This window comes from Bradyrhizobium sp. SRL28 (assembly GCF_018596315.1).
Taxonomy (GTDB): Bacteria; Pseudomonadota; Alphaproteobacteria; order Rhizobiales; family Xanthobacteraceae; genus Bradyrhizobium.
This window is the reverse complement of sequence record NZ_JAHEAG010000002.1, coordinates 429,583-455,916: the sequence shown is the minus strand read 5'-3', so window position 1 is coordinate 455,916 and position 26,334 is coordinate 429,583. Positions and strand designations below refer to the sequence as shown.

Sequence of the window (26,334 nt, the reverse complement as noted above, 5' to 3'; positions counted from 1 at the left end):
TTGATGCTTCGGATCAGGCGATATCGGACGGCGGCGGCCGTTCGGCTTCGTACTGGCCGGCGACGAGCAGTCGCCGAAGCAGCTTGCCGACCGGCGATTTTGGAATTGCGTCGACGAAGACGTAGCGGCGCGGCCGCTTGAAGTTGGCAAGCCCCGAGGTGCGGCAGAACTGCTCCAGCTCGCCTTCGGAAACCGGCCGGTTGCGCTTGACAAAGGCAGCGACGACCTTGCCCCACCTCTCGTCGGCAATGCCGACCACCGCAACCTCGGACACGGCGGGATGCAGCGACAAGCAACTCTCGATCTCGACCGGCGAGACGTTCTCGCCGCCGGTGATGATCATGTCGTCGACGCGGCCAGAGACATGGAGATCGCCGTTCGGATCGACGAAGCCGGTATCGCCGGTGAAATACCAACCCTCGCGCAACGCCTTGGCGTCCGCCTCGGGCCGCCGCCAATAACCTTCGAACGCCTCGTCGCCGGCAAGCAGCGCGATGATCTCGCCCTCCTCGCCGACCGCCGCGAGCTCCGCGGCCGAGCGCGCGCCGATCCGCACGACTTTGATGTGTTGATTTATGCCCGCCTTGCCGGCCGAGCCCGGCTTTGCCGGCGCGTTCTGGTCGATCGTAAAGGTGTAGATTTCCGAGCTGCCGTAGTGATTGACGAACAGCTCCGGCCTGAACACCTCGTTCAGCTTCTTCAACAGTCCGTCGGTCATCGACGCGCCGGCAAAGCCGATCTTGCGCACGCTCGAGACATCGGTCGCAGCAAACGCCTCGTGGTGGACAAGATCGTGAAAGAGGGTCGGCACCAGATAAAGGTTGGTGATCCGCTCCTTCTCGATCAGCGCCAGCGCCTGGCGGCTATCATAGCGGGGCAGGCAGATGAAGGTGCCGCCGATCAGCGACATCGCAAGCAGCGAGCGAACCCCCATGGTGTGATAGAGCGGCATCACGCCGAGCGTGCGCTCGCCGCGACCATAGAGGTTTTGCGCGACATGGGCGATCGCCGCGGCCCGTTCGGCGCGATGTCGCCGCGGCACGCCTTTCGGCCGCGAGGTCGTGCCCGAGGTGTAGAGCATGATCGACCAGGCGTCGGCGCCCACGCGCGGCTCGGCGTCCGGCGCGCGGTGCCTGATCAGCTCGGCGAATCCGATCGCATCACCTGTTCCCGGATCGACCGAAACACGTCGCAACCGGCCGGCCCGCGACGATTGCTTCACGGCCTCCGCGGAGACGTCCTCGTAGAAGATGGCGCAGGCCTCGGAATTCTCTATGCAATAGTCGAGTTCGTCGGCCTTGGCGCGCCAATTGACCGGCGTGATGACGAGCCCCGCGAACTGGCAGGCCCAGTGCAGCGTCGCCGCCTCCGAGCGGTTCTGCAACAGGGTGACGATGTGATCTCCCGGCTTCAGGCCGAGACGGTCGAACGATGCCACGAGGGCCGAAATCGTCTGGTACCACTGCCGGTAGGTGAAACGGAGATCGCCATCGATCAGCGCGACAGCATCGGGATCGCGCGCCACGCTGGCAACGAAGCTGCTGCCGAGATCAAGCATCTGAAGTCTCTTCGCTGGATGTAGCAAGCCGGGCTGCTTCGAGCGCCGCCCGGATGATCGGCGTGTAGCCGGTGCAGCGGCACAGATGGCCGCTCAGGAGTTCGCGGATCTCCTCCTCGGTCGGCGCGGGGTGCCGGCTCAGATAATGGTCGAGCGACATCAGGATGCCGGCGGTGCAGAAGCCGCACTGGAGCGCATGGTTGCGGCGAAAGGCGCGTTGCAGGGCGCTGAGCCGGTCCGGCGACGGCGCGATCCCTTCGACCGTCCTGATATCGCAACCATCGACCTGCACCGCGAGCGTGAGACAGGCGCGCGTGAGCATGTCGTCGACGACGATTGTGCAGGCGCCGCAGACGCCGTGCTCGCAGCCGACGTGAGTTCCCGTCGCACCAAGCTGTTGGCGCAGGAAATCGGAAAGCAGCGTGCGCGGCTCGGCTTCCGCCTCGACGGCCTTGCCGTTCAGCGTGAAACGGACGGGATGGCGAGCATCGGCCTCGAGGCGATTCATTGCAGCACCTCGCCGATCAGGTCGCGGCCGATCGACCGCACCAGGTCGCGGCGGTAGCGCGCGGTCGCGTGCACGTCGTCGCGCGCATCGAGCTCGTAGGCAAATCCGTTGAGGGCGTCGTCGAGCGCGCTGCCCTCAAGTCGGGGCCAGTCGCGCGCCGTCGGGACGTCCGCGACGCCGGCGACGGCGAAGCGTATGCCTGCCGGCGTCGGCATCGCCGCGCAGGCGACGATGGCGAAATCGCCGTGACGGCGCGCGACCTCGCGGAACGCGCAACGCGCCTCGCCGAGGACCGGCAGCGAGATGGCTTCGATCAGTTCGTCGTCCGCGCGCGCGGTCAGCATCATGCCGGCAAAGAAGTCCCTTGCCGGCATGCGGCGCCGACGCGTGGCGCTGCGCAGATGCACCTCGCCGCCGAGCGCGACCAGCGCCAGCGGCATCTCGGCGCTGGGATCGGCATGCGCGAGCGAGCCGCAGATCGTACCGCGGCTGCGGGTTTGCGCGTGCCCAACCCATGGCAGCGCCAGCGCCACCAGCGGCAGCGCTTCGGCAAGACCCGGCCAGGCCAATAGTTCGGCCTGGCGCACGCCGGCTCCAATGACGACGGCGCCCGCCTTGCGTTCGATTTGACGCAGCTCCTTGATGTGCATGATGTCGATCAACAGCTTCGGTTTGGCGACGCGCATATTGATCATCGCCATCAGCGACTGGCCGCCGGCAAGCACGCGCGCATTGCCGCCCTCCTGCGTGAGTCCTGAAAGGACTTCGTCGGCGGTCTCGGCGCGGACATAGTCGAACGCAGCGGGCTTCATCGGCGCCCTCCAAACAGGCTTGCGAGTTTCGCGAGCCATGCGAACAGGGAGAAGCCGCCGGCCGCCCCACCACCGGCCTTGCGGGCCAGTGCCGCAAAGAACTGCCCGATGATTACCCGCGTAGCGCCGTCCAGCAGGCGGCCGCCGATGCTCGCAACCTTGCCGCCGATGGCGGCGTCATAGCTGTACGTCAGCTGCGTGCCGCCCCTGCCGTCGGGCGCGAGCATGATGCGTCCTTCCGCGCTGCCGAAGCCGAGCGCACCTTCAGCCGCTCCGCGCAATCTCACCGCGCGCGGCGGTTCAAGATCGAACAGCTCGACGTCAGCGCGATAACGCCCGGTGACGGGACCGATGCCGAGCGTCACGTCGGCGCGGAAATGCGTCTCCGAAATCTTGTCGACGCGCTGACAGCCTGGAATGACCGATTGCAGCGTGGCGGGATCGAGCAGCATCCTCCATACCCGTTCGGGCGCGCCCTTCAAGGAGGCCTGCCCTTCGCCGCGAAGCTGCCGGTCTCCCTGCCGGGCAGGCCTTGCTATGGGGTGTCCCGACGGCGGCGGCGGTTCGGCGCCGCGCACCAGCTCAGCGAGCCTTGCCGGCACCAGCGGCAGCGTGACATCGACGAGACCAAGCGCATCCGCGACCGCATTGGCGACGCAGACCGGCGTCGACATGCAATTGCCTTCGCCGACGCCCTTTGCACCGAGCGGAGTAAAGGGCGACGGCGTCTCCATGTGGATAATCTGCGGCTCCGGCACCTCGGTGGTGGTCGGCAGCAGATAGTCGGCCAACGTTCCCGTCAGAAAACTCCCGTCGTCGGCATAGGCATATTCCTCGTAGAGCGCGGCGCCGAGCGCCTGGGCGAAGCCGCCGCGGATCTGGCCGTTCACCATGCCGGGATGAAGAATTGTGCCGCAGTCGTGCATGGTTACGTAACGATCGATCCGCGTCTCAAGCGTGGTGCGATCGATCTCGACGCCGCAGAAATCGAAGATAAAGCCGTGGCACAGCGAGGAGTTGATGCGATCCTCATCGTCGGGCGGTGTCAGCTCCGGCGGCGTCCAGAACACGGTCTCGCGTATGGTCTGGCCGGCGTCGTCCGGCAGCGAACCGGGCGACCAATGGCTGAGCGCGGCAACGCGCGAGAATGCAATCCGATTTTCCGGATTGTGCCGGGACGCGACAAAGCCGCGCGTGAACACGATGTCCGCCGGCTCGACATTCAACTGACTGGCGGCGATGCGGGCGAGCCGCCCGGCCACGCGCTCGGCCGCGAGCTTGGCAGTGCCGGCGACGGCCGCGGCGAAGCGGCTCGCATAATTGCCTGACGCGATCGACCAGGCGTCCTTCGCGGTGTCGATCTCGGTGTTGACCCTGATGTCCTTCGGCTCGAGGCCGAAGACGTCGGCGACGACCTGCGACAGCACGGTGCGATGGCCCTGCCCCTGCGGCACCGAGGCGACGTGAACGGTCACGCTGCCGACCGGATCGAGGCCTATGGTCGCGGTGGCCTGCGCGCCGTTCTTCGGCCCTGTCTTGCGGCGCTCGGCCGCCGTCAGCACGGTCGTGATATAGCCCATGTTGGAGACGCTGGGCTCGACGACTGCAGCAAGGCCGATGCCGTAGAGACGCCCCTGCGCACGCGCTTCGTCGCGGCGCGCCTTGAGTTCGGCGAACTTTCCCCCTTCGATCGCCCTGGCGACCGCTTCCTGATAGTTGCCGGAATCCAGCAGCGCGCCGCTAGCCGTGCGATAGGGAAAGGCATTGGCCTCGATGAGGTTGCGCCTGATGACGTCGAGCGGTTCGACGCCGAGGCCTAACGCAATGCGCTGCACCAGCCGCTCCAGCGCGAAATAAACCTGCGGTCCGCCAAAACCGCGGTTGAGGCCGGTCGGCGTCTTGTTGGTGACGACGACGCGGTTGCGGATTTTTACGTGACGGATGTCGTAGGCCCCCGTCATGTTGCCGTGCATGCGGTAGAGGGTCGCCGGCTCGGGCGCGCGCAGATGCGCGCCGCAATCCTCGATTTGGTCCCAGTCGAGCGCGAGAATTTTGCCATCCGCCGCAACGGCCGCCGACAGGGTCGTCGCGCGGTTGGTCGCAGAGACGGACGCGGCGAGGTGCTCGAGCCGGTCCTCGATCCACTTGACCGGCCGCCCTGCAACGCGCGCCGCGGCAGCGATCAGCACGATATACGGAAAGACGCCCTGCTTGACGCCAAAACTGCCGCCTGAGTCAGGCGGCGTGCGAAGCCGCAGCCGGTTGCCTGGAACTTTCAGGGCGCGCGCGATCACGGTGTGGATGCTGAACGGCCCCTGGAAATTGGCCAGGATATCGAAGGCATCCTCGGCGGCATCGTGCGAGGCGATTACGCCGTAAGTCTCGATCGGCGTGCACGAGTTGCGCGGATATTTGACATCGATCGAGAAACGGTGCGGAGCGTCCGCGAAGGCCTGCTCGGGATCGCCGTAGCGGAATGTACGATCGCTTGCGAGATTTCCCGGAAAGCCATCGTGCAGCACGGGCGCCTCCCGCGCGAGCGTCCCGAGCGGATCGACGACAGCGGATCGCGGGCGATACTCGACGGAGATCAACTCGGCGGCATCCTCGGCGCGGGCGCGGTCGGTCGCCACGACCACCGCCACCGGCTCGCCGACATAACGCACACGGTCGGTCGCGATCGGCCAACACTCCACCGGCGCCTTCACGCCGACGACGAGGCTTGATGTGACGGCCTTGACCTGCTCGCCCGTGAGGACGACGGCAACGCCGGCCAAGCGTTTTGCGGCTTCGGTATCGATCGCCAGGATATCGGCATGGGCGTGCGGCGAGCGCAGGATCGCCGCGTGCAGGGTACCCGGCTGCACGCCAAGATCGTCGATGAAACGGCCGCGACCGCTTAGCAGCCCAGCATCCTCGACGCGTTCGATCGAACGCCCGACCCACGGCCGCTCATCGCCCTTCCCCTGATCGCACGATATTGCGGTTCGGACCGCGGCCTGCACCATGTCCCGGCATACCTCCCGACGCGTTCTTCGACGCGACGCGGACAGTTGTCAGGACGAGGGGAGCAAGCGCCATACCGCCCGCTCTCACGACTTACCAAATCGTCTCATTTGAAAGGCAGGTGCGCCGCAATATCAGCCCGCAAGACGAGAGACGTTGCGGAATTCGCGCGGGCCGACGCCGGCATGATCGCGGAAGAAGCGCGTGAAATGCGCCGGCTCCGAAAAACCGAAGCGCTCGCTGAGTTCCCCGAGCGGGGTATCCTCGCGCATCACCGCATCCAGCGCCCGCTCCATCCGCACGACATTGAGATAGAGTTTTGGCGAGACGCCGAGCGAGGTCTCGAACAGGCGGAAGAACTGCGCACGCGAGAGACCTGCACCCCTCACGAACTGATCGACGTTGGCGTAGGAATCCCTGGTCCGCATCGCATCCATCGCGCGCCGGATCCGCCAGTCGCAGCTCACCGCGCTCATGCCCCGGATCGAGTTTGGAAAGCTGCGCCAGGGCGTAAACCGCTCGATCACCGCGATCATGAGATCCGACAGCGTCTGCTCATGGGCGTGCAGAGCGTCCGGATGCGCCATCATATCGGCAGCAAGGTGCAACGCGAGCTGACGGATGCGCGGAGAAACCTCGCCCGATGGCTGCTCGAAGAAGCCGGGCGCACCGCTGGCGGCCCAGCCCGGCCGGAACTCCTTCAGCCATTCAGGCTCGATATAGAGCGCCAGGATCAGGGTTCGCGCCCGGTTGACATCATGCACATAAGCGTGCGGCTTCCAGCCGTCGACAAGCACGGCCGTCGTATCCGTGAGCGGATAGACCCGGTCGCCCACCAGGAATTGCGTGTCGGCGCCCTCGACCTTGAGCAGGACATGGCAGTGGTGGTGGGCGTGACGGACCAGCGAACGGTCCATGTCGAGCAGAGCCACCCTGCCGAAAGCACCATGAGCGATGCGCAGGGCCGTCGACATCAGTACCTCCCTTCTATTGATTGGCTCGCTGGCGCGCTAACATACACGAGATCGGCCGGCAATGTCATCGACACCGAAATGTTGCCATGCAGCAGCGATTTCTCTCATCACCGGGTCTCCGCAAGCGCTCGGATCGGCCTGCAAGGCCGCGGCCAGATCGACCCGCTCCTCGCCTTTCACGCGTATCCGCATGAGGTGCCGCTTGGATTCCAGCTTCTGCCGAACGTCATCGGCCTGATCAGGAACGGCTATGCGCGGGCGCTCGCGGTTGCAAGCAGCAAGCGCATGACAGCACCAAAAAGACCATGTTCGACAAGCTCCATGCAGCGATGCTGGAAGCAACCAACGATCCGAAGGTGCGCGCCGAGCCGCTCGTCCTTACCCCGCAAGGCCGAAAGTATTTTATGGCATCGGAGACTTCTAAATGGGCGACGATCATCAGGAAGATGGGCGTCGACCCGATGTGATCGCTGCATGAAAGTTGCGGAGGATTTGCCGAATGGTAATCTAGTCGGACTGATTTCTGAGTACCGCCTACCAGATGTCCACGTCGTTGCGCTTCTCAACCCGGATAGCACGACCGGACCAGACGCACGCAGGCATTTCAAGAATTTGCTACACCCCACCCCTTTCGGCATCGCGGCTCCGCTGCGTCAGCTGGAACAAGCAAGCGGTGGTGGGAAGACGGCCAGCGTTATCGATGAGATCAGTTAGTGACACTCAACGAGTTCAATCCGGCTCACTTTGGTTGTCGCTGGATTTTCTCTGATCTCCCGATGCACACATCGTGCACACGCCGCTTACTAACCAATTGAAACGACTACATTCTCGCTCCAATCCATCATGGGTGCAACGGAGAACAAATTATCCCATCGTTCCAATGAATTACGCTCTTTCCCTCCAGTTGATGAGCATGAAGGGACTCCTTCTCGCGAACATTTAAAGCGCTGTGCCCATATCTTTCGCCCAACCGGGTATCCCATTCAACTAGCATAAAAATCATGGCGGGGAAGAGAGAGCAAAGCCGATCACGCGTGCTGTAACGAGAAGGATCTAGCCCTATCTTCGGCGTGGATTGTCCAACACCTCAACAGGTGGTGATCGGCCGACTCAAATTGGACTAACCTTCATGGAGCCGGCCGACAAACTCGCGGACCGGAACATTGCGATCTCCCAAACCATCTTGCCGAAGACCGGTCGGTACCCTCAGCAGATCACACGGGAGCCGAGGACGGGGATCACTCGTCGCCATTTTTCGCGTACACCGGTCGGTCGGACCAGAAGGGTCCGACCAGGCGTCACAGCTGGTTGTTTGTGCAAGGCACGATGGCAGCGACTCCACCAAGCAGAATCAAGCGTCGAAGCATCACGTCGCACCGTTTCTCATGAAGACAACGCGGCGTCTTCATGGCGGCGTATCTGCCGACGCGTGCCGCTGATATGCCTGAAGAAATTTGTCTGAGAGCGCAGCCTTCGAGCTAGCTCGACCCTCGGCCGAACAAGGCGTTGAAGATGCGAAGCATGTGAGGATCGTTCTGCAGGGTGTGAGCGCCGATCCCGAGCCCTCCGAGCGCGTACACGCCGATCGCGATGCCGCCCACAGCCCAATAGCCCGTGGCGATTCCTCCTGCGCCCAGACCCAGCACCAGCGCAATTCCACCCACGCAAACGAGGCCGAACGGCCAGGCGGGGTCTCATCAGCGTCACCTGAAATTATATGTAGCTGTAGCTGCCGCTTGCGAAAGACGCCGCCAGACACCGTGATAGTGCGCCGGCAAGCTCCCCTGAGACGAGCGGGTGATGGACAAGTTCCGTTATTCCGGAATCCGCCAACAGGGGTGCACCCAAATCCGCGGTCGACGGCGCCGCCAGAATGATCGGTAGCGTCGGCACTGCATCATGCAACGCTGCCGCGAGATCCAGGGCGGCCCCTCCAGGCAGGTGACACACCAGTGCCACATCGAAACGCGCCCGCGCCGTGCGACAGGCCGCCACAGCATCGATGCTTTTTGTGAAGCCGACCGGCTCGTAGCCGAGTGCCGCCAGAATTTCCTCATGCCGCAACAAACGTCTGCGGTCCGTCTCGAGCACAAGCACGGTTTCGCCCGCACCGCGAAGCGCCAGCTCCGGCACGTGATGAACCGATACCGGTTCATTGAATCGAACGGATGGCAGCCAGACGTCGAAGCGCGTTCCGGTGCCGACAGCGCTTTGCACTTCGACCGCCCCGCCATGGTCCTCGACGATCTCACGGACCGTTGCCAGCCCAAGACCGTTGCCGTTGGGGCGCGTGGTGAAGAACGGCTCGAATATCCGTTCGATCGTTGCTTCATCCATGCCCGCCCCCGGATCGGAAACCGAAACAATCACAAATCGGCCGGGACCTACCTCGCCTCGCCCAACGCGCATGGGCTGTGCAATTTCTCGCGCTTCGATGCAAAGCTCGATCAGGCCGGGCTCATTCATCGCTTGCGCCGCGTTGTTGCAGAGATTCAAAATGACCTGCTGCAATTGCGCCGGTTCGGCCCAGACGGTCGTCGTTTGAGTTTTCTCGCTCACCACTACTTTGACGTGCGAAGGCAACGAGGCGGCAAGCAGTGCTCTCGTTTCCGCAATCAGTGCCCCGACGCGGAGCCGCTCACGCCTGCCCTCGCCGCGGCGGCCAAACGTCAAAATCTGGTCGACGAGCTCCCGCGCCCTTTCGCCGGCACGACGAATTTCCGCAAGGTTGGCAGCAGGCCCGCCGCCCAACCTGAGGCGCGCATCGGCGATTTCCGTATAGCCAAGTATGGCACCCACGATATTGTTGAAATTATGCGCGATGCCGCTTGCGAAGGTGCCGATCGTCTCCATCCGCCGCGCCTGCTGCAGCTTCACCTGCAGTCGCTCCTTCTCTTGTTCGAGCATCACCCGATTGATGGCGTTGGCGATGGCGTCAAACGCCATACGAAACAGCGGGAAGTTGGCCCATGGGGTGAGATCGCCGGCCCGCACAACATCGAAACCGAGGATCGCGGCCCTCTCTCCGTCCAAGGCCGGGATGCACAACCAAGCTCGAACCCCCGCGTCCGCAAGCAGGTTCATCGTACCGTGCCCGTGAGCCGGCCTGACCCTGGGAATGCAAATGATGCCGTTTCCGTCCCGACCAAAGCGCGACACCGACTTTAACGCGAGATCCGGCCAGCCCTGCGGGAACTCGACGCCCTCGCGAGCCCATCGACAACTCCTCGCCGTCCCTACGAAATACGCTCGATCCGCGCCGATACATTCGGCCAATTGCTGGAGCGCACTCTCGACGTGGCCAGCGATCTCATCGGGACGCGAATTGATAAAGCGCGTCGAGATACGGGCGGTCACATGCTCAAAAGCCGAGCGACGACGCAAGGCCATGGCCCGTGCGCGCAGTAGTACTCCGAAATACACCAGCCCGGCCAGCAGCAGCAACGACGTGGCGTACAACAGAAGGCGGTTTCTTCGGGCCAAGGCCCGCGCATCGAGCTGACGTTTCGTGATCAACGCCAGAACCGCATCCTGCTCGCGATTGTTGCCCTCCGCGATCAACGATTTCAGGATGGCATCGACTCCGGGAAGAACGTCATACAGCATCCGCCCGTGTCCAAGAATCGCGCGGATCGAATCGGCTTCACCGGGTGAACTTTGCAGGCGCGACAGCCCTTCCAACTTCGCCTCGACCCCGTGTGCCGCTGCCGCAGACGTATCGAGTGTGAGGTGCAGCATCGCCGCCGCCAGTGCTGAAGCAGCTACTACAACCGCCTTGTCATCTGAAGCAGCTAGCCGGGCGCCGAACAGGCCAAAATAGGCAAAAGAGTTCTGCAGTAACGCGTTCTTGGTTTTGAACTGCTCGATCAGCTCCTGATGCCGGCGCACGCGCGCAGCCAGAACGTCGACGGCGGCACTTTCCTCCGGATCCGAAGCTGTGGCTTCGCGCAATCGGGCCAACGCATCATCATAGGCGTCCGCCAACCGCACAAGTCCGTCGTAATTTCGCGACAGGCCTGCACGCGCGGTCAGCACTTCCCGGCTGATCCCGCGCTCAAACCTGGTGAAATCGCCAAGCGCTTTTAGCTCGCGATCGAACCGGGCCGAATTCATGTTCAACCCACTCCACAATAGCCAGGTCAGCAGCGCGAGCAGACACAATGCGCCAACTGCCGCGAGGGCACCCTTCATGGCGAGGCTCCAACTGGCGCACCGCGATAGTTACCAGTCAGGCTATGAAGAAAGGCGACGATCGCCGTCACCTGCGGATCTGTTAGCAGCGTGTTCAATTGGGCCCTGGCCATTTTGCGTACCGCATCATCGAGAGTTGGTGCGCTACCGTCGTGAAAATAGGGTGGCGTCGTCGCGACGTTGCGCAAACTCGGTACGCGCAGAATTGCAGGATCTGGCGACGCCAAAGGATGGAATATGCCGTGGCGCTCGAACAGATTGCCGCCAATATTTACGCCCTGATGGCACGAGACGCAGCCGAGAGATTTGAACAGGCCGTACCCCTCCAGTTCGCCGGTCGAGAGCGCGGTAGCGTCTCCGGCAAGCCAACGATCGAAGCGGCTTCCTGGCGTCACCAGTGTTCGCTGAAAACTTGCGATGGCATCGATGACACTGTTGGGGTCCGGGCGGCGGCCATAGGCAGCGACGAACCTGTTGCGCATTTCCGGATCGGCGCCGAGTTTTTCGGCGACTTCGGAAGCGCTGCTGGCCATGATCTTTGGGTTTCCCAACGAAGCTTTGACGTCCGACTCGGCGGTACGGAATTTCCCTTCCCAACCGAACCGGAAACTGAGCGCCGCATTGAAGACGGTAAGCGTGTTGAATGGCAGCTCCGAACCGTCGAGGCCGGTGTCGCGTCGTCTCGGGCTCGCGCCGTTTGTGCTGAGATCGTGGCATGACGTGCAGCTGCGCGAGTTATCATGCGACAGACGGGGATCATCGAACAATTGTTCCCCGAGCTTGACCTTCAGCGGATCGATCGTGGGCGGGCTCGATATCGCGGTGATGGGCTCGTCGTTGCCGTTCGATGCAATCGCCGGTCCGAGCGGCTGCGCCTGCGCCGACGAAAGCTGCAAGTAACCCAAGACAAGGATAAAGACCGCAACTGTTCGCCGCCAACTTACGCTGCGAACAATTCCGGTCTCACCAAGTCTGGGCAATTGCCGCAAAGGCGTTACGCGCAACATTTGCCCAATATGTAGGCGGAAGCGAAATATTCGGCCCTTTTCAAGAATTCTTGATCGAGGCGGAGCTGTTTCGCTGGAACCGGCGCCGCCCTCGGATCCAGCCTTGCGGCACAAGGGTGGCCATACCAAGCTTCAATCTGCTGGAGAAAATAGACCGACCTGCGGCATGACAGAAGCCGATTCCGGCGATGGCGAGATAAACCGCATCAGCAATCATGACAGTACCTCACGAGGTGCTCGATGTCGGATCGGCTGGTAATACCCATATCTCGCAACGTCCGGTTATCGAATTGCGCCAACTCCGCGACGGCCCGCTTGATCTCCCGTTCCCGGCGCCAATGAGCCCAGAGCGCAGCGGCGGTGTCATAAATTAACGCCAGCAAATTCCGGTGCCGTGGCGCCCGCGGATCGAGCTCCGAACCACCGCCAAGTCGGATGTTCTTCGACAGCAGATCGGTTTCATGCTCGTGCCCGGTCGCGGTTAGCTCGCGACTTCCGGGATGCCGCAGCGAATCTTTTCTCGCCACGAGGATGGCCTGAACCGGAAAGTCCGCGGTCGGATACAGCGCCACGCCATATGCGCCGAAGCCTTCCGTGAAAGAGGCCAACACCGACCACCAAAGCGAGGTTGGCGCGTTGCCGGCTCTTGCGATCGTCGATATCGCCGCCGAGCTGGATTCCGGCACGTCAGGCCTCGCAGCCGGGGTTTGACGGGCTATGCCTAAATCATCCGACAGGACAGCGCAGACAGCTGTGCCCCTCTGCTGATCATGCAATCCAACGAAGCGGTTCACATTTCGAGACGCGTGCTTCTTCAACATGAAATTCTCCCACTACATGTTTGCAGGAGAACCTTGAAGGCCGGCTGTTACATCGCGATCACCGCTACGAGAGAAACGGTTACAGCTGCAGTCCGGTACCGCCTTCGTTCCGCCACGGCGTGCAGCGTTGCCGCTCCGAAAAGCACACGGGGTTGGAACGGTTCTAGAACGGCTCCACCGGCAATGCGAACACGTAGCCTACTCCACGCTCGGTCTGAATAATGCGTGGTGCGCTCGGATCAGTCTCCAGCTTGCGCCGCAGTCGCAGGACTTGAACGTCGATGCTCCGGTCGAAGATATCTTCGTGAACGCGCGTTGCCTGGAGCAGGTGTTCGCGGGTCAGCGGTCGCTGTGGCGCTTCGAGGAACGCCAGCAGTAAGGCATATTCACCCTTGCTAAGCGCGACCGGGCTGCTATCGGCATCCAGCAACTTTCGACCACGGCGTTCGAGCGTCCAGCCGTTGAAACGATACCCGCCGCGTTCGGGGTCGCGGGCGCGAGCGGCCCTTCCCATTTCCTGCCGCCGCAACACCGCGCGGACGCGGGCCAGCAGTTCCCTGAGGCTGAACGGCTTGATGATGTAATCGTCCGCACCGAGCTCCAGGCCGACGATGCGGTCGATTTCATCTGGACGGTGACCGGTGGTGATGATGACCGGGACATCGGAATAGGAGCGAATTTCTCTCAGGAGATCGAGCCCGTCGTCCTGACCCAGCCTCAGATCCAGAATGATCAGGCTGGGCTCCGCGCCTTCGAGATGACGCTTCAATTCGTCCTTGCTGGATGCTGCCCTGGTCGGGACGTCGTGATCCTCCAAATATCTGATCACCATCTGCCGTAGCGTGGAATCATCGTCGACGACGATTATGTGGCCGGCTTCTGTTGACATGAATCGATCCCGCAAACTCTTGGTCGCTAACCGGGTCGTGATGTCTGGATTGGAGCGAAATGCGTCTACCATTGTCAGTAGCTCTTTGATTAATTGAAACAGGATTCCGAAAGGAAAACGACGTTCTTGACAGATGCGCTAGAGGCACTGGCCAAGACGCCACGGGACCCTGAGATCTAGATTTTTCTTGCGCGGCTACTAGCAAACTCTCGGAGTTGTGATGAAGCGTGATACTATCCGTGACCGTCATGGTGCGAACCATTTGACCGCGATCGCACGGCAGACGTGAATAAAATGACGGAAACCAAGCAATCGGAGTCGTACTGCCACGGACGGGTTCGTATCGTCTCCATGTGACTATGGATGCTGGGTTACCGAGCCGCTTCAGCGTCGGGCGCTCGGGTTACAATTGTAATCACGCTCCCAGGCATAGGCCCCAACGTGCCAGCGCCTCGGCGCAACCATCATGCACTGCAGCCGTAACAAATTCGCATCGGTCGGAAGCCACGGTGTAACAGCAATCCCCGCATTCTTGTCCTGCTTCAGCCAATCGGTCGGGGGTATCCGGACAAACCGGAAGTCCTCCTCCGGCTATCAGAGGACAGGATCCCATGAAAATTCTCATCGCATCGACTCCCGCGACGGGTCATCTCAATCCACTGCTTGCGATCGCGCGCATCTTGATCGCTGAACGCCACGAGATCACCTGCCTGACCGGGACCGCACAGCGCGGCCGGGTCGAAAGCAGCGGAGCGCAATTCCGCCCGCTACCTCCGGAAGCGGATTTCGACCCGAATGATGTCTTTGCGCGGGCTCCGGCACTCAAGACCATTCCGCCCGGACCGGAATGGATACGCGTCGCCATTGAGCGCCTGTTCGTCGACAGTATCCAACCCCAACACGATGGCCTGCAAGACGCTCTCCTGGACTTCCCGGCCGACGTCATCATCGGCGACGATATGTTTTTCGGCATACTGCCGATGCTGCTCGGCTCGCGTGCGAAGCGGCCTCCCGTCGTTCTTTGCGGCACATCGTTTCTGCACTGGCGTCGCCAGGACGGCGCTCCGCATTTCGTCGGCCTGCCACCCGCAACAACCGAGGCGGAGCGCGTCGAATGCGCCACCATCGCAAGACAATTCGACAGGATTGTTGATCAGCCAGTCGCCCGCCGCTTGAATCCGATTCCGAGGAAGCTGGGTGTTGGACCGCTGTCGATCCCCATCTTCGACTCCGTGGTCGAACTTGCGGATGCTTATATGCAACTGACGATCCCGAGCTTCGAGTTTCCACGCGACGTTATCCCGCAATCCGTGCATTTCGTCGGCACGCCTCCCCTGCTTCCGAACCACGCTCCACTGCCGCCGTGGTCACATGAATTGGACGGCTCGCGCAAGGTCGTGTTGGTCACGCAAGGAACGGTCGCAAATCACAATTTCGGCCTCTTGATTGCTCCGACCCTCGCGGCACTTGCAAACGAGCCCGACGTACTCGTCGTCGTCACGGCCGGTGGTCGTCCGGTCGAGGCGATACCCGGCTCAATTCCCTCCAACGCACGGCTCGCGAGCTATTTGCCGTTCGAGTGGTTGTTGCCGAAGGTCGACGTGTTCGTCACCAACGGCGGCTACGGCAGCGTCAACCAGGCCATGAGCTTTGGAATCCCACTCGTTACGGCCGGACTGACGGAAGACAAGGCCGGTGTCAATGCGCGCGTCGCATGGTCCGGCGTCGGTATCGATCTCGCAATTAACGAGCCAACGCCGGAGGCCCTGCGCGGAGCCATCCGGACCGTGCTCGACCAACCCGGCCATCGCCTGCGCGCATCGCAAATGGCCGCCGAGTACGCCGAGATCGACACACGATCGGAGATCCTTGGGATCATCAGCCACGTCGTCGTCAATGAGGAGACCAGAATTGTCGTGCACCGCCGCGGTACAATGGTTGCTACTCGAGGTCGGCGCGCCGCCCGTTAACGCCCCTTGTCAACAGTGGCGGAGGGGAGACATCTCTTCCCTCCACCCGATCGTCAAGGACTCAAAACCAGCCGGCCGGCCACTCCATGAAAATTCAGATGAAATTTCAGCCGGCATCCTTCACGCCGATGCTCGGCAGAGAGACACCCAATGGGGCAGCATTGGATAACACTTCGGACCTTGTCGCCGGCTAGGGAAACGGCGGGCCGCGTTACGGTTGTAACCAAGTTTCCCTCGATTGATACAGATTCGTAACACAACCCCCGGATCTTGCGGCTGGGCAGCGCGGAGGTTTGCATGGAACAGTTCAATTCGGCATGGCGCCTACCCGACGTGCGTATCACGGTTCGGGGCAGATTGAGCGGTTGGCACACCACCAACATCAATGCTCTGTCCATAGAGATCAAGGCAGCATTATTGCCACCACGTGCGAACGCCAGGATTGGGGCACGATGACAGGTGACTCTCCTATCACGGCTACTTGTGCTGGTGGCTGTCGCGCTGCTGCCTGCGATCGGAATCCAGGCGTACAACGAATTCGACCTGCGCCGCACACGCCAGATCGAAGTGCAAGGTCATGCTCGCAACCTGGCTGAACTCGCCGCGGCAGAGCAGCGGCAGACCGTTCAGGGGATTCATCAGGCCCTGATTGCGCTGTCAGAGCTTCCAGCGATAAAGGCGAAGGACGCCGAAGGATGCAATGCTTACCTCGCCAAGATCAAGCAACGATATCCGGGGTTCATCAGCTTTCTCGTGGTCGACATAAACGGCAGTTCGTTCTGCAACGCGACCGACTATCATAAGCCCTCGACTGCGGCCGGGAGACCCTATCTCGCCGATGTTCTGAGAACCGGAAAGTTTACAGTCGGAGCGTTCGCGATTGGTCGACAGACCGGCCGTAACGTCCTTCATTTCGCGTTGCCATTCTTCGGCGATGATGCCCGCCCCGGCGGCGTGGTTATAGCCGCTCTCAGCCTGGATTGGCTCGCCGACTCCCTCGCTCGGCGGAATGTTGCGCCCGGGGCTGCGCTCGCGATTGTGGACCGGAACGGCACATACCTCGCCCACTATCCTGACAACGCTCGCTTTGTCGGCCGAAAGATGGCCGGCGACAATGGTCCAAGCCGCAGCGATCGGACCACAGCCGACATCGTCGACCTCGATGGCGTGGAGCGGATCGTCGGCTATTCGGCCCTGCGAGATGATTCCGGAGGGCTTCTCATCAGCTTTGGCCTGGACAAGGCCCGGGCATTCAATGAGATCCAACGCGGCACGCAGCGCGGCATCCTTCAGATCATACTGAGCACCGCGCTGGTTCTGGTCCTGACATCATTGGGCGCCCAGCGCTTTATCCATCGTCCGCTTGGGCAACTTGTCGACGCCGCCAATCAATGGCGGTTCGGTGAATTCGACCGACGTGTGGACATCCGCGGAACATCCGAAATCGCACGGGTTGCCGATGCGTTCAACACCATGGCCAATGCGCTGGAACACCGTGAGCACGAATTGTCCGAGGCAAAGGAGAAAGCCGAGGAGGCCGCAGCCCGGATCACGATGATCTTTGAAAGCACCACCGACAGCGTGCTCATCATCGATCGGGACTGGCGCGTCAGCTACCTCAACGGGCCGGCCAGATTGCGGCTGGCCCAGGACCGCGACATCATCGGCATGCCCCTTACGGAAGCCTTTGCAGCCGCCGCCGATATGGAAGTCCTGAAACAAATTCGTGAGGCAACGTCAGAACAGCGTCCGACCTTCCTCGAAATGCTCTGTCCACGCACCAAGGCCTGGTACGCGATCAATGCGTTCCCTTCGAGCCAGGGTCTCGCGGTATTCCTCCGGGATATCACCGAACACAAGCATGCCCTGGAGGCGCGCCGTCTGATGGAAGAGCAACTCCATCAGAGCCAAAAGATGGAGTCCGTCGGACAGCTTACCGGCGGCGTCGCGCACGACTTCAATAATCTGCTTATGGTGATTTCCGCGAACCTCGAACTGATCGAAGGTACAGCAGACACCAACGAGGTCCGGCACTGCGCGGCGGCCGCGCGACGCGCCGCTGATCGGGGAGCAAAGTTGACGGCGCAACTTCTCGCCTTTTCCCGGCGGCAGGCATTGAAGCCGAAATTGGTCAATGCAAACCAACTCATTTTCGAATTCGAGGGACTTATCCACCAGGCTGTCGGCGACGGATGCGAAGTCAAGCTGCAGACAGACGAGGAATTGTGGCTGTGCCATGTCGATCCTTCGCTGCTGGAGACGGCCCTCCTTAACCTCGCCCTGAATGCTCGGGACGCCATGGCGGATAGAGGCATTCTCCAGATCGAGACCCAGAACATCGTGGAGGAGGAAAGCGTGGCCGGGTGCTCACCAGGATCGTACGTTCGGCTCTCTGTCGCCGACAACGGCCGCGGGATGCCTCCCGAAGTGCGAGACCGGGTGTTTGAACCCTTCTTCACGACCAAGGAGGTTGGCAAGGGTACCGGACTCGGCCTCAGCATGGTCTATGGCTTTGTCCGACAGTCCGGAGGGCATATTGCCGTCGAGAGCGCACCAGGAGCGGGCACCACGGTCGCTCTGTACCTACCTGCCACTACACGGGAACCCGATGCCGCGCCGGACACCATCGAGACTCAGGCCTTACCGACAGGCTCCGAGAGAGTCCTTGTGGTCGACGATAACGAGGACCTCCTGAACGTCACGTCGGCAATGCTGTCCACCTTCGGGTATCAGGTTTCTTGCGCCCACAATGGCACAGAGGCGCTTCGAACGCTCCAGAGTGACCAACCATTTGAACTTCTGTTCAGCGATATCGTGATGCCAAACGGAATGAATGGCATCGAGCTTGCTCGCGAGGCGAAGCGGCTGCGCAAAGACATCAAAATCCTGCTCACCTCGGGCTACGCCGAGGGAGTGCTGCAACGAAATAAGGCCGTTGGCGAGTTTTCCATTATCGACAAACCCTTCAGCCTGGCAGACCTGGCGCGACGCGTTCGGTCAACCCTGCGCGAGGCGTGATCTTCGATAACGCCACTAACGGATTGGCGGCCTCAGTATCTTGATAGTCCACGCGCCCGGTCCCGCTCCTTTCAATGTGAACCCGCAATAATGCCTCGTATTGAAACTAGTCGAAGCGAGCATGCGGGTTGACTTCTCATTTTCCAGATCTACTTGGGACATGAAATGCTGATGGTTGATTGCTGGACCGTACCTGGCCGGAGAGTTGCGTTGGCATGAAGTTCGTCGAGTATCCAATTGGCATCCGTGCGAACGCCTCGGCGCATGAGGGTGCACTGAGATGTTTTCGTTCGCCCTTGCTTTCCGATATCGTCGAGGCAATCTGGGACTGCGACATTCCGGACGGAGATTTCGCAAAGGCGCTGACAATCAAATGCGCCCCTGGCACTTCTCTCCAGTTAATCGGTCAATATCGAACGCCGGCGAAAATACATCAACGCACGACGCTTCTACCGACGAAGTGTGCGACCCATATTCAGTCTCATGCCGTTACTCTGCGCCCCACGGGAGCATTTGGCGTCGTCATTGTTTGTCTTAGATCTGATGCGGCGAGCCGCATAGTCCGAGCTCCGCTTAGGGAGTTCGCAAACGCCAATTTCCATCTTGGAGACCTATTCAGCGCTTGCGAAGTGGCAATGTGTGACGACATGCTTGCAGCCGCGCAGACAAGCGAAGAGCGGATTTCTGGCGTTCAATCCTTTTTGCTTCGACATCTTCGTCCTCACGCCGATAGCCTCGTCAACCGCGCGGCGCTGCATCTCAGGAACGACCCAAACATGCAGGTGCACTCCCTCGCTGCACAACTGGGCTCTAGTCCACGTCATCTTTCGCGTGCCTTCAATGCTGCTTTTGGCATCGGTCCGAAGCGATTTGCGCGCCTGGCACGCTTTCAAAAAATCCTCGCGGAACGACGGACCGGCCGGTCGTGGGCGCAGGTCGCCCAAGCCTGTGGCTTGACCGATCAAGCTCACCTCGTCAGCGAATTCCAAGACATCGTTGGCGAGTCGCCGAAAGATTTCTTCACCCACGAACTTCGCACCGGCGCAGTAGGGATGGAAGAAGCCAACCTCATAATCCAGCGCGCCCACCCAACGGATCGTTCGGTCACGAAAAGCTGAACCGGACGTCCGAAAACGCCAAGACGAATTGCGCAGAGATGGCCAAATTGATGCCCAGGTTTTTGGTCGATTTCAGCAAGGGCGGCATGATGAAGCCAACAGAGAAAGTTGCCATAGTAACCGGGGCGTCTCAGGGAATTGGCGCCGGAATAGTCCGGCAACTTCTCGCCAAGGGCTACCGTGTGGTCGCGTGTTCACGGAAAATAGCGACCACCGGTCAGCCGAACCTGGTTGAAGTTGCCGGCGATATCTCACAGCCAGAAATAGCTTCGTTGGTCATTCAAACAGCGAAAGAGCGTTTTGGTCGCGTGGACACCCTGATTAACAACGCGGGTGCTTTCCTTCCCAAGTCCTTCACGGAGTACACCGAGAGTGAATTTACGACGCTCCTACAAGTAAATCTCGGAGGCTTCTTTCACGTCTCGCAGAGGGCGATAGCTGAGATGCTTCGTCGAGAGAGTGGACACGTCGTCAACATAACCTCCAGCCTCCTGGCCGAGCAGCCATTGAAGGGCCTGCCAGCGGCTTTGACGGCGATCACCAAGGGTGGGGTCAATGCAGTGACCCGGTCACTCGCCATCGAATATGCGGACAAGGGTATCCGGGTGAATGCGGTGGCTCCCGGTGCGATCCGCACTCCCATGCATGCGAGTGATACGCATACTTTCCTTGCAACGCTACATCCCATGGGTCGCATTGGGGAAGTTCAGGAGATCGTCGACGCGGTTCTCTATCTCGAAGATGCAGCCTTTGTCACCGGAGAGATTTTGCACGTCGATGGCGGCGCCAACGCAGGGCGCTGGTGACCGCATCAAAGCCTCAATGAGCCAAACCAGCGCGAGAAAAAAATGAACGCCTATAATCGATCCATCACCGAGCTGTTCGGAATCGAAGTGCCGATCATTCAGGCGCCTATGCTGGGCGTTGTTACGGCTTCGATGGTTGTCGGAGTTGCAGAAGCGGGCGGACTGGGCTCGCTGCCTCTCACCAATCTGAGCCGGCAAGCGGCTCGGGTGATGTTTTCCGAGATACGACAGCGGACCTCGAAACCGGTCAACGTAAACTTTCTTTGCCATGAATCGCCTGAGAGAAATCCAGCTTCGGAGGACGCCTGGATTGGGTCCTTGATGCCATACTATGCCGAGCTCGGCCTTGCCTCCGACCAAAGCCTGCTCGGCACCCTTGTTCCGACGTTTGGTACTGCCCATTGCGATCTCCTGGACGAGATCAGGCCGGAGGTCGTCAGCTTTCACTTTGGCCTTCCGCTCAAGCATCTTCTCGAGCGTGTGCGTAGGACCGGCGCGAAGATCGTATCGTCGGCGACCACCGTCGAAGAGGCGGAGTGGCTGGAGGAAGCCGGTTGCGATGCCATCATTGCTCAGGGACTTGAGGCAGGCGGACATCGCGGAACGTTCCTTCACGACAAAGTCGACGCGCAGGTCGGCACGATGGCACTGGTGCCGCAGATTGTCGATGCCGTGAAAGTCCCGGTCATAGCAGCCGGAGGCATTGCCGATCAAAGGGGAGTTGCTGCTGCATTCGCACTGGGAGCGTCGGCGGTACAGGTCGGTACAGCATTTCTATTCTGTGAGGAGGCAAATGTTTCTCCCTTGTATCGACAGGCGGTGAGAGCTGCGCGACCAGAGCAAACGCTGGTCACAAACGTCTTTACCGGGCGACCGGCCCGCGTGCGCGAAACTCGGATCGTTCGAGAGCTTGGTCCGATGGCAAAGAATCTACCCGCCTTTCCCCTCGCCGCGGCTCCGCTTGCTCCGCTCCGCGCCGCATCTGAACCCCACGGGTGCACAGACTTCATACCGTTGTGGTGCGGTCAGGCCGCATGCCTGAGTCCGGAGCTGTCAGCCGCAGAGCTGACAAGATGGCTGTCGAGACCGCCAGCGGCCTTATAGGCGTCGAAAGCTCATGAATCGCCGATCCACCACGTAGAGCGAAACCATGTCCTACAACTTTCTGGTGGCATCTTGGGGAGGCCCTGGCCATCTCGGTCCGACTCTGACGGCAGCGCGGCAATTGCGCGCTAGGGGGCATGGTGTTCGCTTTATCGCGCGTGCCGACGCGCGTGAGCCGGTGGAGGCGTCGGGCTTCGGCTTTGCCACCTGGCAGCGTGAGCAGCGTTTCTCGCCCATTGCCCAAAGCAGCGCCCCTCTTGAGAACGCATATAATAACCTCCTTTTTGGTCCGGCCGCCGCGCGGGGCGCAGACACGCTGGATGAAATCAAGCGCGCCCCAACTGACGCTCTGTTGAGCGATACCGCTCTCTTCGGCTCCGTATTGGCTGCGGAAGCCGCGTCCATTCCTTGTGCACTGTTTTCCCCCACGATCAGCTTGCGACCATTGCCGGGCATACCGCCGATCGGCAGCGGTTTGGGGATGCCTCGTACGCCTGCAGAGCGTGTCCGGGTCGAGGCTGCAAATAGCCGGTTCGTCGCTCTCATGAATAAATGGCTGCCGATGCTGAACGAGGCGCGTGCGCGCCTGCAGATTGCCCCTTGTAACCATGTGCTGGAGCTGTTCGATCGACCCGCACGGCTCTTAATAGCAATGAGCAAAGCATTTGATTTTCCCGCCGACTTCCTTCCCAGCAACGTTCGGTATATTGGACCCTTGTTGGATGCCTCAGATTGGTCCGAGCCGTGGATTTTTTCCTGGTCCCACGGGCCCGATCGTCCTCGCGCGCTGGTTTCTTTCAGCACAACAAATCAAGACCAAGCCGATGTTCTGCAACGTACTGCCAACGCAATCGGACGTATCAAGATGGATGCGGTTGCAACGCTCGGACCCGCTCTGAGAGACCACAGCCTGCACGCGCCCGCGAACGTAACCTGGCTACCCAGCGCTCCCCATGATGCGGTCATGAAGGAGGTCTCGCTAGTCGTTACCCATGGGGGCCACGGCACGGTGAGCCGTGCACTCCTGCACGGCCTTCCGCTTTTGGTGATGCCGATGGGACGCGATCAGGGCGACATCGCCGCGCGAGTGGAAGCCTGCGGCGTAGGGTTGATTTTGGCGCCAACCGCCGCCGAAACGGAAATCGGCGCGGCGATCAGCCGTCTGATCGAGGAGCCGCAATTCCGCGCCGCGGCCCGCCGATTGGGATACATTATTACCGCCGAGGTCAACGAGACCCGTCTCGTTAGCGAGCTGGAACACGTCGTCCATACTCTGGCGTATTAGGTGCCGGGAACCGTAGCTCGACAGGGCTGGCGCTTGCGCGAAAGGTTCTCGCCCCGGCAAGCAATAACTCTCTAGATTTGCACAATGGGTGACGCATCACGGCAGTTTGCAATAATCGAATCCATCGAGATCGCGCCAGGTGAAACACCGAAATGGCCTACGTACGTTGTCCCTGGATTTTCTTTGATCTCCCGGTGCACACATCGTGCACACGCGGCCCTCTAACCGACTGAAATTCTTGAACTCTCGTTCCAATCCATCATGGGCAGGTTTGAGCTAGCTTGGAGAAGCGTCATCGAACGAGGTCATATGATTGGTAGCGCAGGTCTAAGCTCGAGAAGTCGACGATGGGTGAAAATCCGGGACACGCCTCACCGACGCAGGTGTCAAGAACTTGCATCGAGAAGCTGAGGCCAAACAACGGCGTCACGCCGGGCGATCAAGGTTCTGGGTCGCCTATGTAGCCACGACACGGCCGTGATCGTGGGATCAAGGCGCGTCTTCACGGCGATGACGACAGATTGGCGGTGACGGTGATCAGCGCCGGAATTGCCGCTGCGATGACCACATCGAAGCTATTGGTCCGTGTCACCACGCAATAGAGGATCACGCTGAGCGAGGGATTCTGCATTGTGCCCGCTCAGAAAGGCCAGAGAAGCCCCAGGGATGCATATGTTGGCGAAGGTGTTGCTTGATGAGCTAGTCGCGCGTCAAGCGCAGCATAATCGCCTACCCCTAACCGCCGTAAACACCATCGTTACCAAAAGCAGTGATAGGGCCTTGACCGCGAGTTGTCATTCAGGGGTCTCTCCTAAAGAGACCTGGTTGCCGTGCCCACATCTATCCGCAACAACTGCCGTGCAGGTGGCACGCTTCGCTTTGCCTACCCCACCCTACGGACTGCTGCATCAGGCCGCATTTGACGCCTTGGTGTTGACACCCCTTCGAAGCGCGACCGTATTTAGCTTCGTGTTGGCCGCCTTTTCCTCGTTTAGGTTGGTCGTCAGGAAGCGGACCACTTCGTCGTGACCGAGCTTCTCGGCCCATGCGATCAGCGTACCGTACCGGCAGATCTCGTAATGCTCGACGGCTTGCGCGCCGGCGACGATTGCCGCATCGAGCACCGCCTTGTCGTCCACTTCGCCGGCCACCTCGTCGGTTTCCTTGATCAGACCATCGATGGCCGGGCATTGGGTGCCGCTCGGCTGCTTCCCGAGCTTCGAGAACACCTTGTCCAGCCGCTCGATCTGCTTGTTGGTCTCCTCCAGATGCGCCTTGAGGCCCGCGATGAGATCGCGATTGGTGGCCTTCTCGATCAGCTTCGGCAAGGCCTTCGTGATCTGCTGTTCGGCATAATAAATATCCTGCAGGCCGTGCAGGAAGAGGTCGTCCATTGTCTTGATCTCTTTTGTAAATAAACCCATGGCATCCTCCTGAATTGAATGCCGTTGAACGTCTCGCGTGCGCTAATTGTTCCTAAGCAGCCCGCGCTCCCTCACGAGCCTTGGTCGCCAGTGCTTAGGTCGCAGTACCAGACGCCGGGCGGGGTCGGGCTCGCCAAGTCCAGAGATCGCTTAGGAACCAGTCACCCGATCGGCCGTTTGACTCTCAACCTCGTTCTCGACCGGATGGATTCCGATGGATCGTTTCGTCGATCGGCGCAGCACGTCACTTTGGATGGACATTGCGGTAGCCCCGCGCGCCACACCGTATCAGGGCGACCGGGAATGCGATGTCGTCATTGTCGGCGCGGGTATTGCCGGGATTTCCACGGCGTATGAACTTGCCATCGAAGGCTCGCATGTCATCGTGCTTGATCGCGGGAAGATCGCGGGCGGCATCACGGCGCGCACCAGCGCGCATTTGGCACCGCTCTGCGATGACCTCACGTCGGCGATGATAGGCCTGCGCGGCGAGGAGATATCCCGCCGGTTCTACCAGAGCCAGGCGGCAGCGGTGGATCGGATCGAGGAAATCCAGAAGCTAGAAGCCATCGACTGCGATTTTCGCCGCCTCGACGGGTACCTGTTTCAAGCGCTCAACACCGACTCGAAAATCATCGAGGACGAACTGGATGCGGTCCGCAAGGTCGGCGCACCCGTCCATCGGCTGGTCGGCGTCCCCCTCGCCCACTGCGAGCAGCAGCACGTGCTGCGCTATCCGCGCCAGGCCACGTTTCATCCTCTCAAATATCTCAAGGGTCTCGTCGCTGCCATCGAGGCAAAGGGCGGCAGCTTCCACTGCGACACGGTCGTCGAACGCTTTGAAGAGCGCGACGACGGCAAGGTCGTTGTCACGGCCGGTGGCGGAACGATAATTGCCCGGGCCGCCGTCGTCGCCACCAACGCGCCGATCGTCGATCGATTTGCCTTGCACACCAAGATGGCTCCCTATCGGACCTACGCGATGGCCTTTTCGATTCCGAAAGGAGCTATCCCGGACGCCCTGTACTGGGACACGCTCGACCCATACCATTATGTACGGCTACAGCCGGGCGATGGCCGAACCGACTTTCTCATCGTCGGCGGCGGCGACCACAAGAGCGGCGAAGCCGATGATGCCGAGGTGCGCTTTCAGGCCCTCGAAGCCTGGACGCGCAATCTCATTCCAGCGGCGAAAGACGTCACCCATCGGTGGTCGGGACAGGTGCTCGATACCATCGATTACGCCGGCTTCATCGGCAGGAATCCGGGAAGCAATAATATCTACGTGCATACCGGCGATTCCGGCCAGGGCATGACCCACGGCGTGGCGGGCGCCATGATCAATTCGGCGCTGATCCTGGGGCGAGACGCCAAATGGGCCGAAGTGTATGAGCCCTCGCGCAAGACGCCCGGCGGTATCAGCAACTTCCTGAAAGAGAATATGACCGCGGTGAAGAACTTCGCCGAGTATCTCGCGCCGGGCGAGTTAAGTGATGTCAGCGACCTGAAAGCCGGGCACGGCGCCATCATCCGGCAGGGCATCAGCAAGATCGCAGCCTACCGCGATCCTTCCGGCAAGCTATATGCACGCTCTGCCGCTTGCACGCATGTGGGCTGCCACCTGCACTGGAATTCCTTTGAGACGTGCTGGGATTGCCCCTGTCACGGATCTCACTTCGCAGTCGACGGAACACCGCTCAATGCCCCCGCCATCGGCCCTCTCGCCGAGGCGGATATCGAGACGCGCCCCGGGGAATACGCCGGCGCGGATCAAGACGGCGGGCGGCAGACTTCACTCCATTCGGAAACGTGAACCGCCTTAATCAGATTACGGCACACACCA

21 protein-coding genes are annotated in these 26,334 nt (G+C 61.1%); 9 read left to right on the top strand and 12 right to left on the bottom strand.

Going from position 1 to position 26,334, the window contains the following annotated elements:
* Positions 1 to 13: 13 nt before the first annotated feature.
* The 5 genes from KIP88_RS06535 to KIP88_RS06515 all read right to left on the bottom strand — a co-directional run bounded on the left by KIP88_RS06535 (position 14) and on the right by KIP88_RS06515 (position 6,858).
* Positions 14 to 1,558: an AMP-binding protein gene (locus tag KIP88_RS06535; RefSeq protein ID WP_214487031.1), complete on the bottom strand. Its 1,545-nt coding sequence runs from the start codon at positions 1,556 to 1,558 to the stop codon at positions 14 to 16.
* Positions 1,551 to 2,066, bottom strand: coding sequence for a (2Fe-2S)-binding protein (locus KIP88_RS06530; RefSeq protein ID WP_214487030.1), 516 nt, complete (start codon positions 2,064 to 2,066; stop codon positions 1,551 to 1,553). Before KIP88_RS06530 ends, KIP88_RS06535 begins: the two co-directional genes overlap by 8 nt.
* Complete coding sequence (locus KIP88_RS06525; protein WP_214487029.1) at positions 2,063 to 2,878, bottom strand: xanthine dehydrogenase family protein subunit M; 816 nt, start codon at positions 2,876 to 2,878, stop codon at positions 2,063 to 2,065. The genes KIP88_RS06530 and KIP88_RS06525 overlap by 4 nt, the downstream gene beginning before the upstream one ends.
* Positions 2,875 to 5,886: a molybdopterin cofactor-binding domain-containing protein gene (locus KIP88_RS06520; protein ID WP_214487028.1), complete on the bottom strand. Its 3,012-nt coding sequence runs from the start codon at positions 5,884 to 5,886 to the stop codon at positions 2,875 to 2,877. Before KIP88_RS06520 ends, KIP88_RS06525 begins: the two co-directional genes overlap by 4 nt.
* A gap of 132 nt (positions 5,887 to 6,018) precedes the next feature.
* On the bottom strand, positions 6,019 to 6,858 hold the full coding sequence (locus tag KIP88_RS06515; protein ID WP_214487027.1) for an AraC family transcriptional regulator: 840 nt from the start codon (positions 6,856 to 6,858) through the stop codon (positions 6,019 to 6,021).
* Positions 6,859 to 7,163: 305 nt separating this feature from the next.
* Here KIP88_RS06515 and KIP88_RS46355 point away from each other — a divergent pair, with 305 nt between their 5' ends.
* Both KIP88_RS46355 and KIP88_RS06505 read left to right on the top strand, forming a co-directional pair.
* Complete coding sequence (locus KIP88_RS46355; RefSeq protein ID WP_249790555.1) at positions 7,164 to 7,325, top strand: hypothetical protein; 162 nt, start codon at positions 7,164 to 7,166, stop codon at positions 7,323 to 7,325.
* A gap of 7 nt (positions 7,326 to 7,332) precedes the next feature.
* Positions 7,333 to 7,572 (top strand): hypothetical protein, encoded by a 240-nt coding sequence (locus KIP88_RS06505; protein WP_214487026.1) that lies wholly within the window; start codon positions 7,333 to 7,335, stop codon positions 7,570 to 7,572.
* A gap of 764 nt (positions 7,573 to 8,336) precedes the next feature.
* On the opposite strand, the gene KIP88_RS06500 is transcribed toward KIP88_RS06505, so the two are convergent.
* The 5 genes from KIP88_RS06500 to KIP88_RS06480 all read right to left on the bottom strand — a co-directional run bounded on the left by KIP88_RS06500 (position 8,337) and on the right by KIP88_RS06480 (position 13,766).
* A complete protein-coding gene (locus tag KIP88_RS06500; RefSeq protein ID WP_214487025.1) occupies positions 8,337 to 8,504 on the bottom strand; it encodes a hypothetical protein in 168 nt (55 codons plus the stop codon).
* 67 nt (positions 8,505 to 8,571) lie between these two features.
* A complete protein-coding gene (locus KIP88_RS06495; protein ID WP_214487024.1) occupies positions 8,572 to 11,049 on the bottom strand; it encodes a two-component system VirA-like sensor kinase in 2,478 nt (825 codons plus the stop codon).
* Entirely contained in the window at positions 11,046 to 12,170 is a 1,125-nt protein-coding gene (locus KIP88_RS06490; RefSeq protein WP_249790554.1) for a cytochrome-c peroxidase, read from the bottom strand. Before KIP88_RS06490 ends, KIP88_RS06495 begins: the two co-directional genes overlap by 4 nt.
* Before the next feature lie 92 nt (positions 12,171 to 12,262).
* On the bottom strand, positions 12,263 to 12,877 hold the full coding sequence (locus KIP88_RS06485) for a DUF1127 domain-containing protein (protein WP_214487023.1): 615 nt from the start codon (positions 12,875 to 12,877) through the stop codon (positions 12,263 to 12,265).
* Between the two features lie 163 nt (positions 12,878 to 13,040).
* Positions 13,041 to 13,766, bottom strand: a complete 726-nt coding sequence (locus KIP88_RS06480) for a response regulator (protein ID WP_214487022.1) — start codon at positions 13,764 to 13,766, stop codon at positions 13,041 to 13,043.
* A 611-nt stretch (positions 13,767 to 14,377) separates the two neighbouring features.
* Here KIP88_RS06480 and KIP88_RS06475 point away from each other — a divergent pair.
* From KIP88_RS06475 to KIP88_RS06450, 6 genes are all read left to right on the top strand, one after another.
* Positions 14,378 to 15,736 (top strand): glycosyltransferase, encoded by a 1,359-nt coding sequence (locus KIP88_RS06475; RefSeq protein WP_214487021.1) that lies wholly within the window; start codon positions 14,378 to 14,380, stop codon positions 15,734 to 15,736.
* A 489-nt stretch (positions 15,737 to 16,225) separates the two neighbouring features.
* A complete protein-coding gene (locus KIP88_RS06470) occupies positions 16,226 to 18,754 on the top strand; it encodes an ATP-binding protein (protein ID WP_308163270.1) in 2,529 nt (842 codons plus the stop codon).
* Positions 18,755 to 18,969: 215 nt separating this feature from the next.
* Complete coding sequence (locus KIP88_RS06465) at positions 18,970 to 19,872, top strand: AraC family transcriptional regulator (protein WP_214487019.1); 903 nt, start codon at positions 18,970 to 18,972, stop codon at positions 19,870 to 19,872.
* A gap of 89 nt (positions 19,873 to 19,961) precedes the next feature.
* Entirely contained in the window at positions 19,962 to 20,678 is a 717-nt protein-coding gene (locus KIP88_RS06460; RefSeq protein WP_214487301.1) for an SDR family NAD(P)-dependent oxidoreductase, read from the top strand.
* Between the two features lie 42 nt (positions 20,679 to 20,720).
* Positions 20,721 to 21,782, top strand: a complete 1,062-nt coding sequence (locus KIP88_RS06455) for a nitronate monooxygenase family protein (RefSeq protein WP_214487018.1) — start codon at positions 20,721 to 20,723, stop codon at positions 21,780 to 21,782.
* A 46-nt stretch (positions 21,783 to 21,828) separates the two neighbouring features.
* Complete coding sequence (locus tag KIP88_RS06450) at positions 21,829 to 23,067, top strand: glycosyltransferase (protein WP_214487017.1); 1,239 nt, start codon at positions 21,829 to 21,831, stop codon at positions 23,065 to 23,067.
* 502 nt (positions 23,068 to 23,569) lie between these two features.
* Here the strand turns inward: KIP88_RS06450 and KIP88_RS47830 are convergent.
* Together KIP88_RS47830 and KIP88_RS06445 are read right to left on the bottom strand one after the other, a co-directional pair.
* Positions 23,570 to 23,698 carry a hypothetical protein gene (locus KIP88_RS47830; protein ID WP_283848490.1) on the bottom strand — a complete coding sequence of 43 codons (129 nt, stop codon included), beginning with the start codon at positions 23,696 to 23,698 and terminating at the stop codon, positions 23,570 to 23,572.
* Between the two features lie 277 nt (positions 23,699 to 23,975).
* On the bottom strand, positions 23,976 to 24,491 hold the full coding sequence (locus KIP88_RS06445; RefSeq protein WP_214487016.1) for a ferritin-like domain-containing protein: 516 nt from the start codon (positions 24,489 to 24,491) through the stop codon (positions 23,976 to 23,978).
* A 214-nt stretch (positions 24,492 to 24,705) separates the two neighbouring features.
* Here KIP88_RS06445 and KIP88_RS06440 point away from each other — a divergent pair, with 214 nt between their 5' ends.
* Complete coding sequence (locus tag KIP88_RS06440) at positions 24,706 to 26,304, top strand: FAD-dependent oxidoreductase (protein WP_214487015.1); 1,599 nt, start codon at positions 24,706 to 24,708, stop codon at positions 26,302 to 26,304.
* The last annotated feature ends 30 nt before the right edge of the window (positions 26,305 to 26,334 follow it).

Bases quoted from the DNA above. Each gene is read 5' to 3' on its own strand.
- KIP88_RS06535 (WP_214487031.1), bottom strand. From the start codon at position 1,558: ATGCTTGATCTCGGCAGCAGCTTCGTTGCCAGCGTGGCGCGCGATCCC.
- KIP88_RS06530 (WP_214487030.1), bottom strand. From the start codon at position 2,066: ATGAATCGCCTCGAGGCCGATGCTCGCCATCCCGTCCGTTTCACGCTG.
- KIP88_RS06525 (WP_214487029.1), bottom strand. From the start codon at position 2,878: ATGAAGCCCGCTGCGTTCGACTATGTCCGCGCCGAGACCGCCGACGAA.
- KIP88_RS06520 (WP_214487028.1), bottom strand. From the start codon at position 5,886: ATGGTGCAGGCCGCGGTCCGAACCGCAATATCGTGCGATCAGGGGAAG.
- KIP88_RS06515 (WP_214487027.1), bottom strand. From the start codon at position 6,858: ATGTCGACGGCCCTGCGCATCGCTCATGGTGCTTTCGGCAGGGTGGCT.
- KIP88_RS46355 (WP_249790555.1), top strand. From the start codon at position 7,164: ATGTTCGACAAGCTCCATGCAGCGATGCTGGAAGCAACCAACGATCCG.
- KIP88_RS06505 (WP_214487026.1), top strand. From the start codon at position 7,333: ATGAAAGTTGCGGAGGATTTGCCGAATGGTAATCTAGTCGGACTGATT.
- KIP88_RS06495 (WP_214487024.1), bottom strand. From the start codon at position 11,049: ATGAAGGGTGCCCTCGCGGCAGTTGGCGCATTGTGTCTGCTCGCGCTG.
- KIP88_RS06485 (WP_214487023.1), bottom strand. From the start codon at position 12,877: ATGTTGAAGAAGCACGCGTCTCGAAATGTGAACCGCTTCGTTGGATTG.
- KIP88_RS06480 (WP_214487022.1), bottom strand. From the start codon at position 13,766: ATGTCAACAGAAGCCGGCCACATAATCGTCGTCGACGATGATTCCACG.
- KIP88_RS06475 (WP_214487021.1), top strand. From the start codon at position 14,378: ATGAAAATTCTCATCGCATCGACTCCCGCGACGGGTCATCTCAATCCA.
- KIP88_RS06465 (WP_214487019.1), top strand. From the start codon at position 18,970: ATGAAGTTCGTCGAGTATCCAATTGGCATCCGTGCGAACGCCTCGGCG.
- KIP88_RS06460 (WP_214487301.1), top strand. From the start codon at position 19,962: ATGAAGCCAACAGAGAAAGTTGCCATAGTAACCGGGGCGTCTCAGGGA.
- KIP88_RS06455 (WP_214487018.1), top strand. From the start codon at position 20,721: ATGAACGCCTATAATCGATCCATCACCGAGCTGTTCGGAATCGAAGTG.
- KIP88_RS06450 (WP_214487017.1), top strand. From the start codon at position 21,829: ATGTCCTACAACTTTCTGGTGGCATCTTGGGGAGGCCCTGGCCATCTC.
- KIP88_RS47830 (WP_283848490.1), bottom strand. From the start codon at position 23,698: ATGCAGAATCCCTCGCTCAGCGTGATCCTCTATTGCGTGGTGACACGG.
- KIP88_RS06445 (WP_214487016.1), bottom strand. From the start codon at position 24,491: ATGGGTTTATTTACAAAAGAGATCAAGACAATGGACGACCTCTTCCTG.
- KIP88_RS06440 (WP_214487015.1), top strand. From the start codon at position 24,706: ATGGATCGTTTCGTCGATCGGCGCAGCACGTCACTTTGGATGGACATT.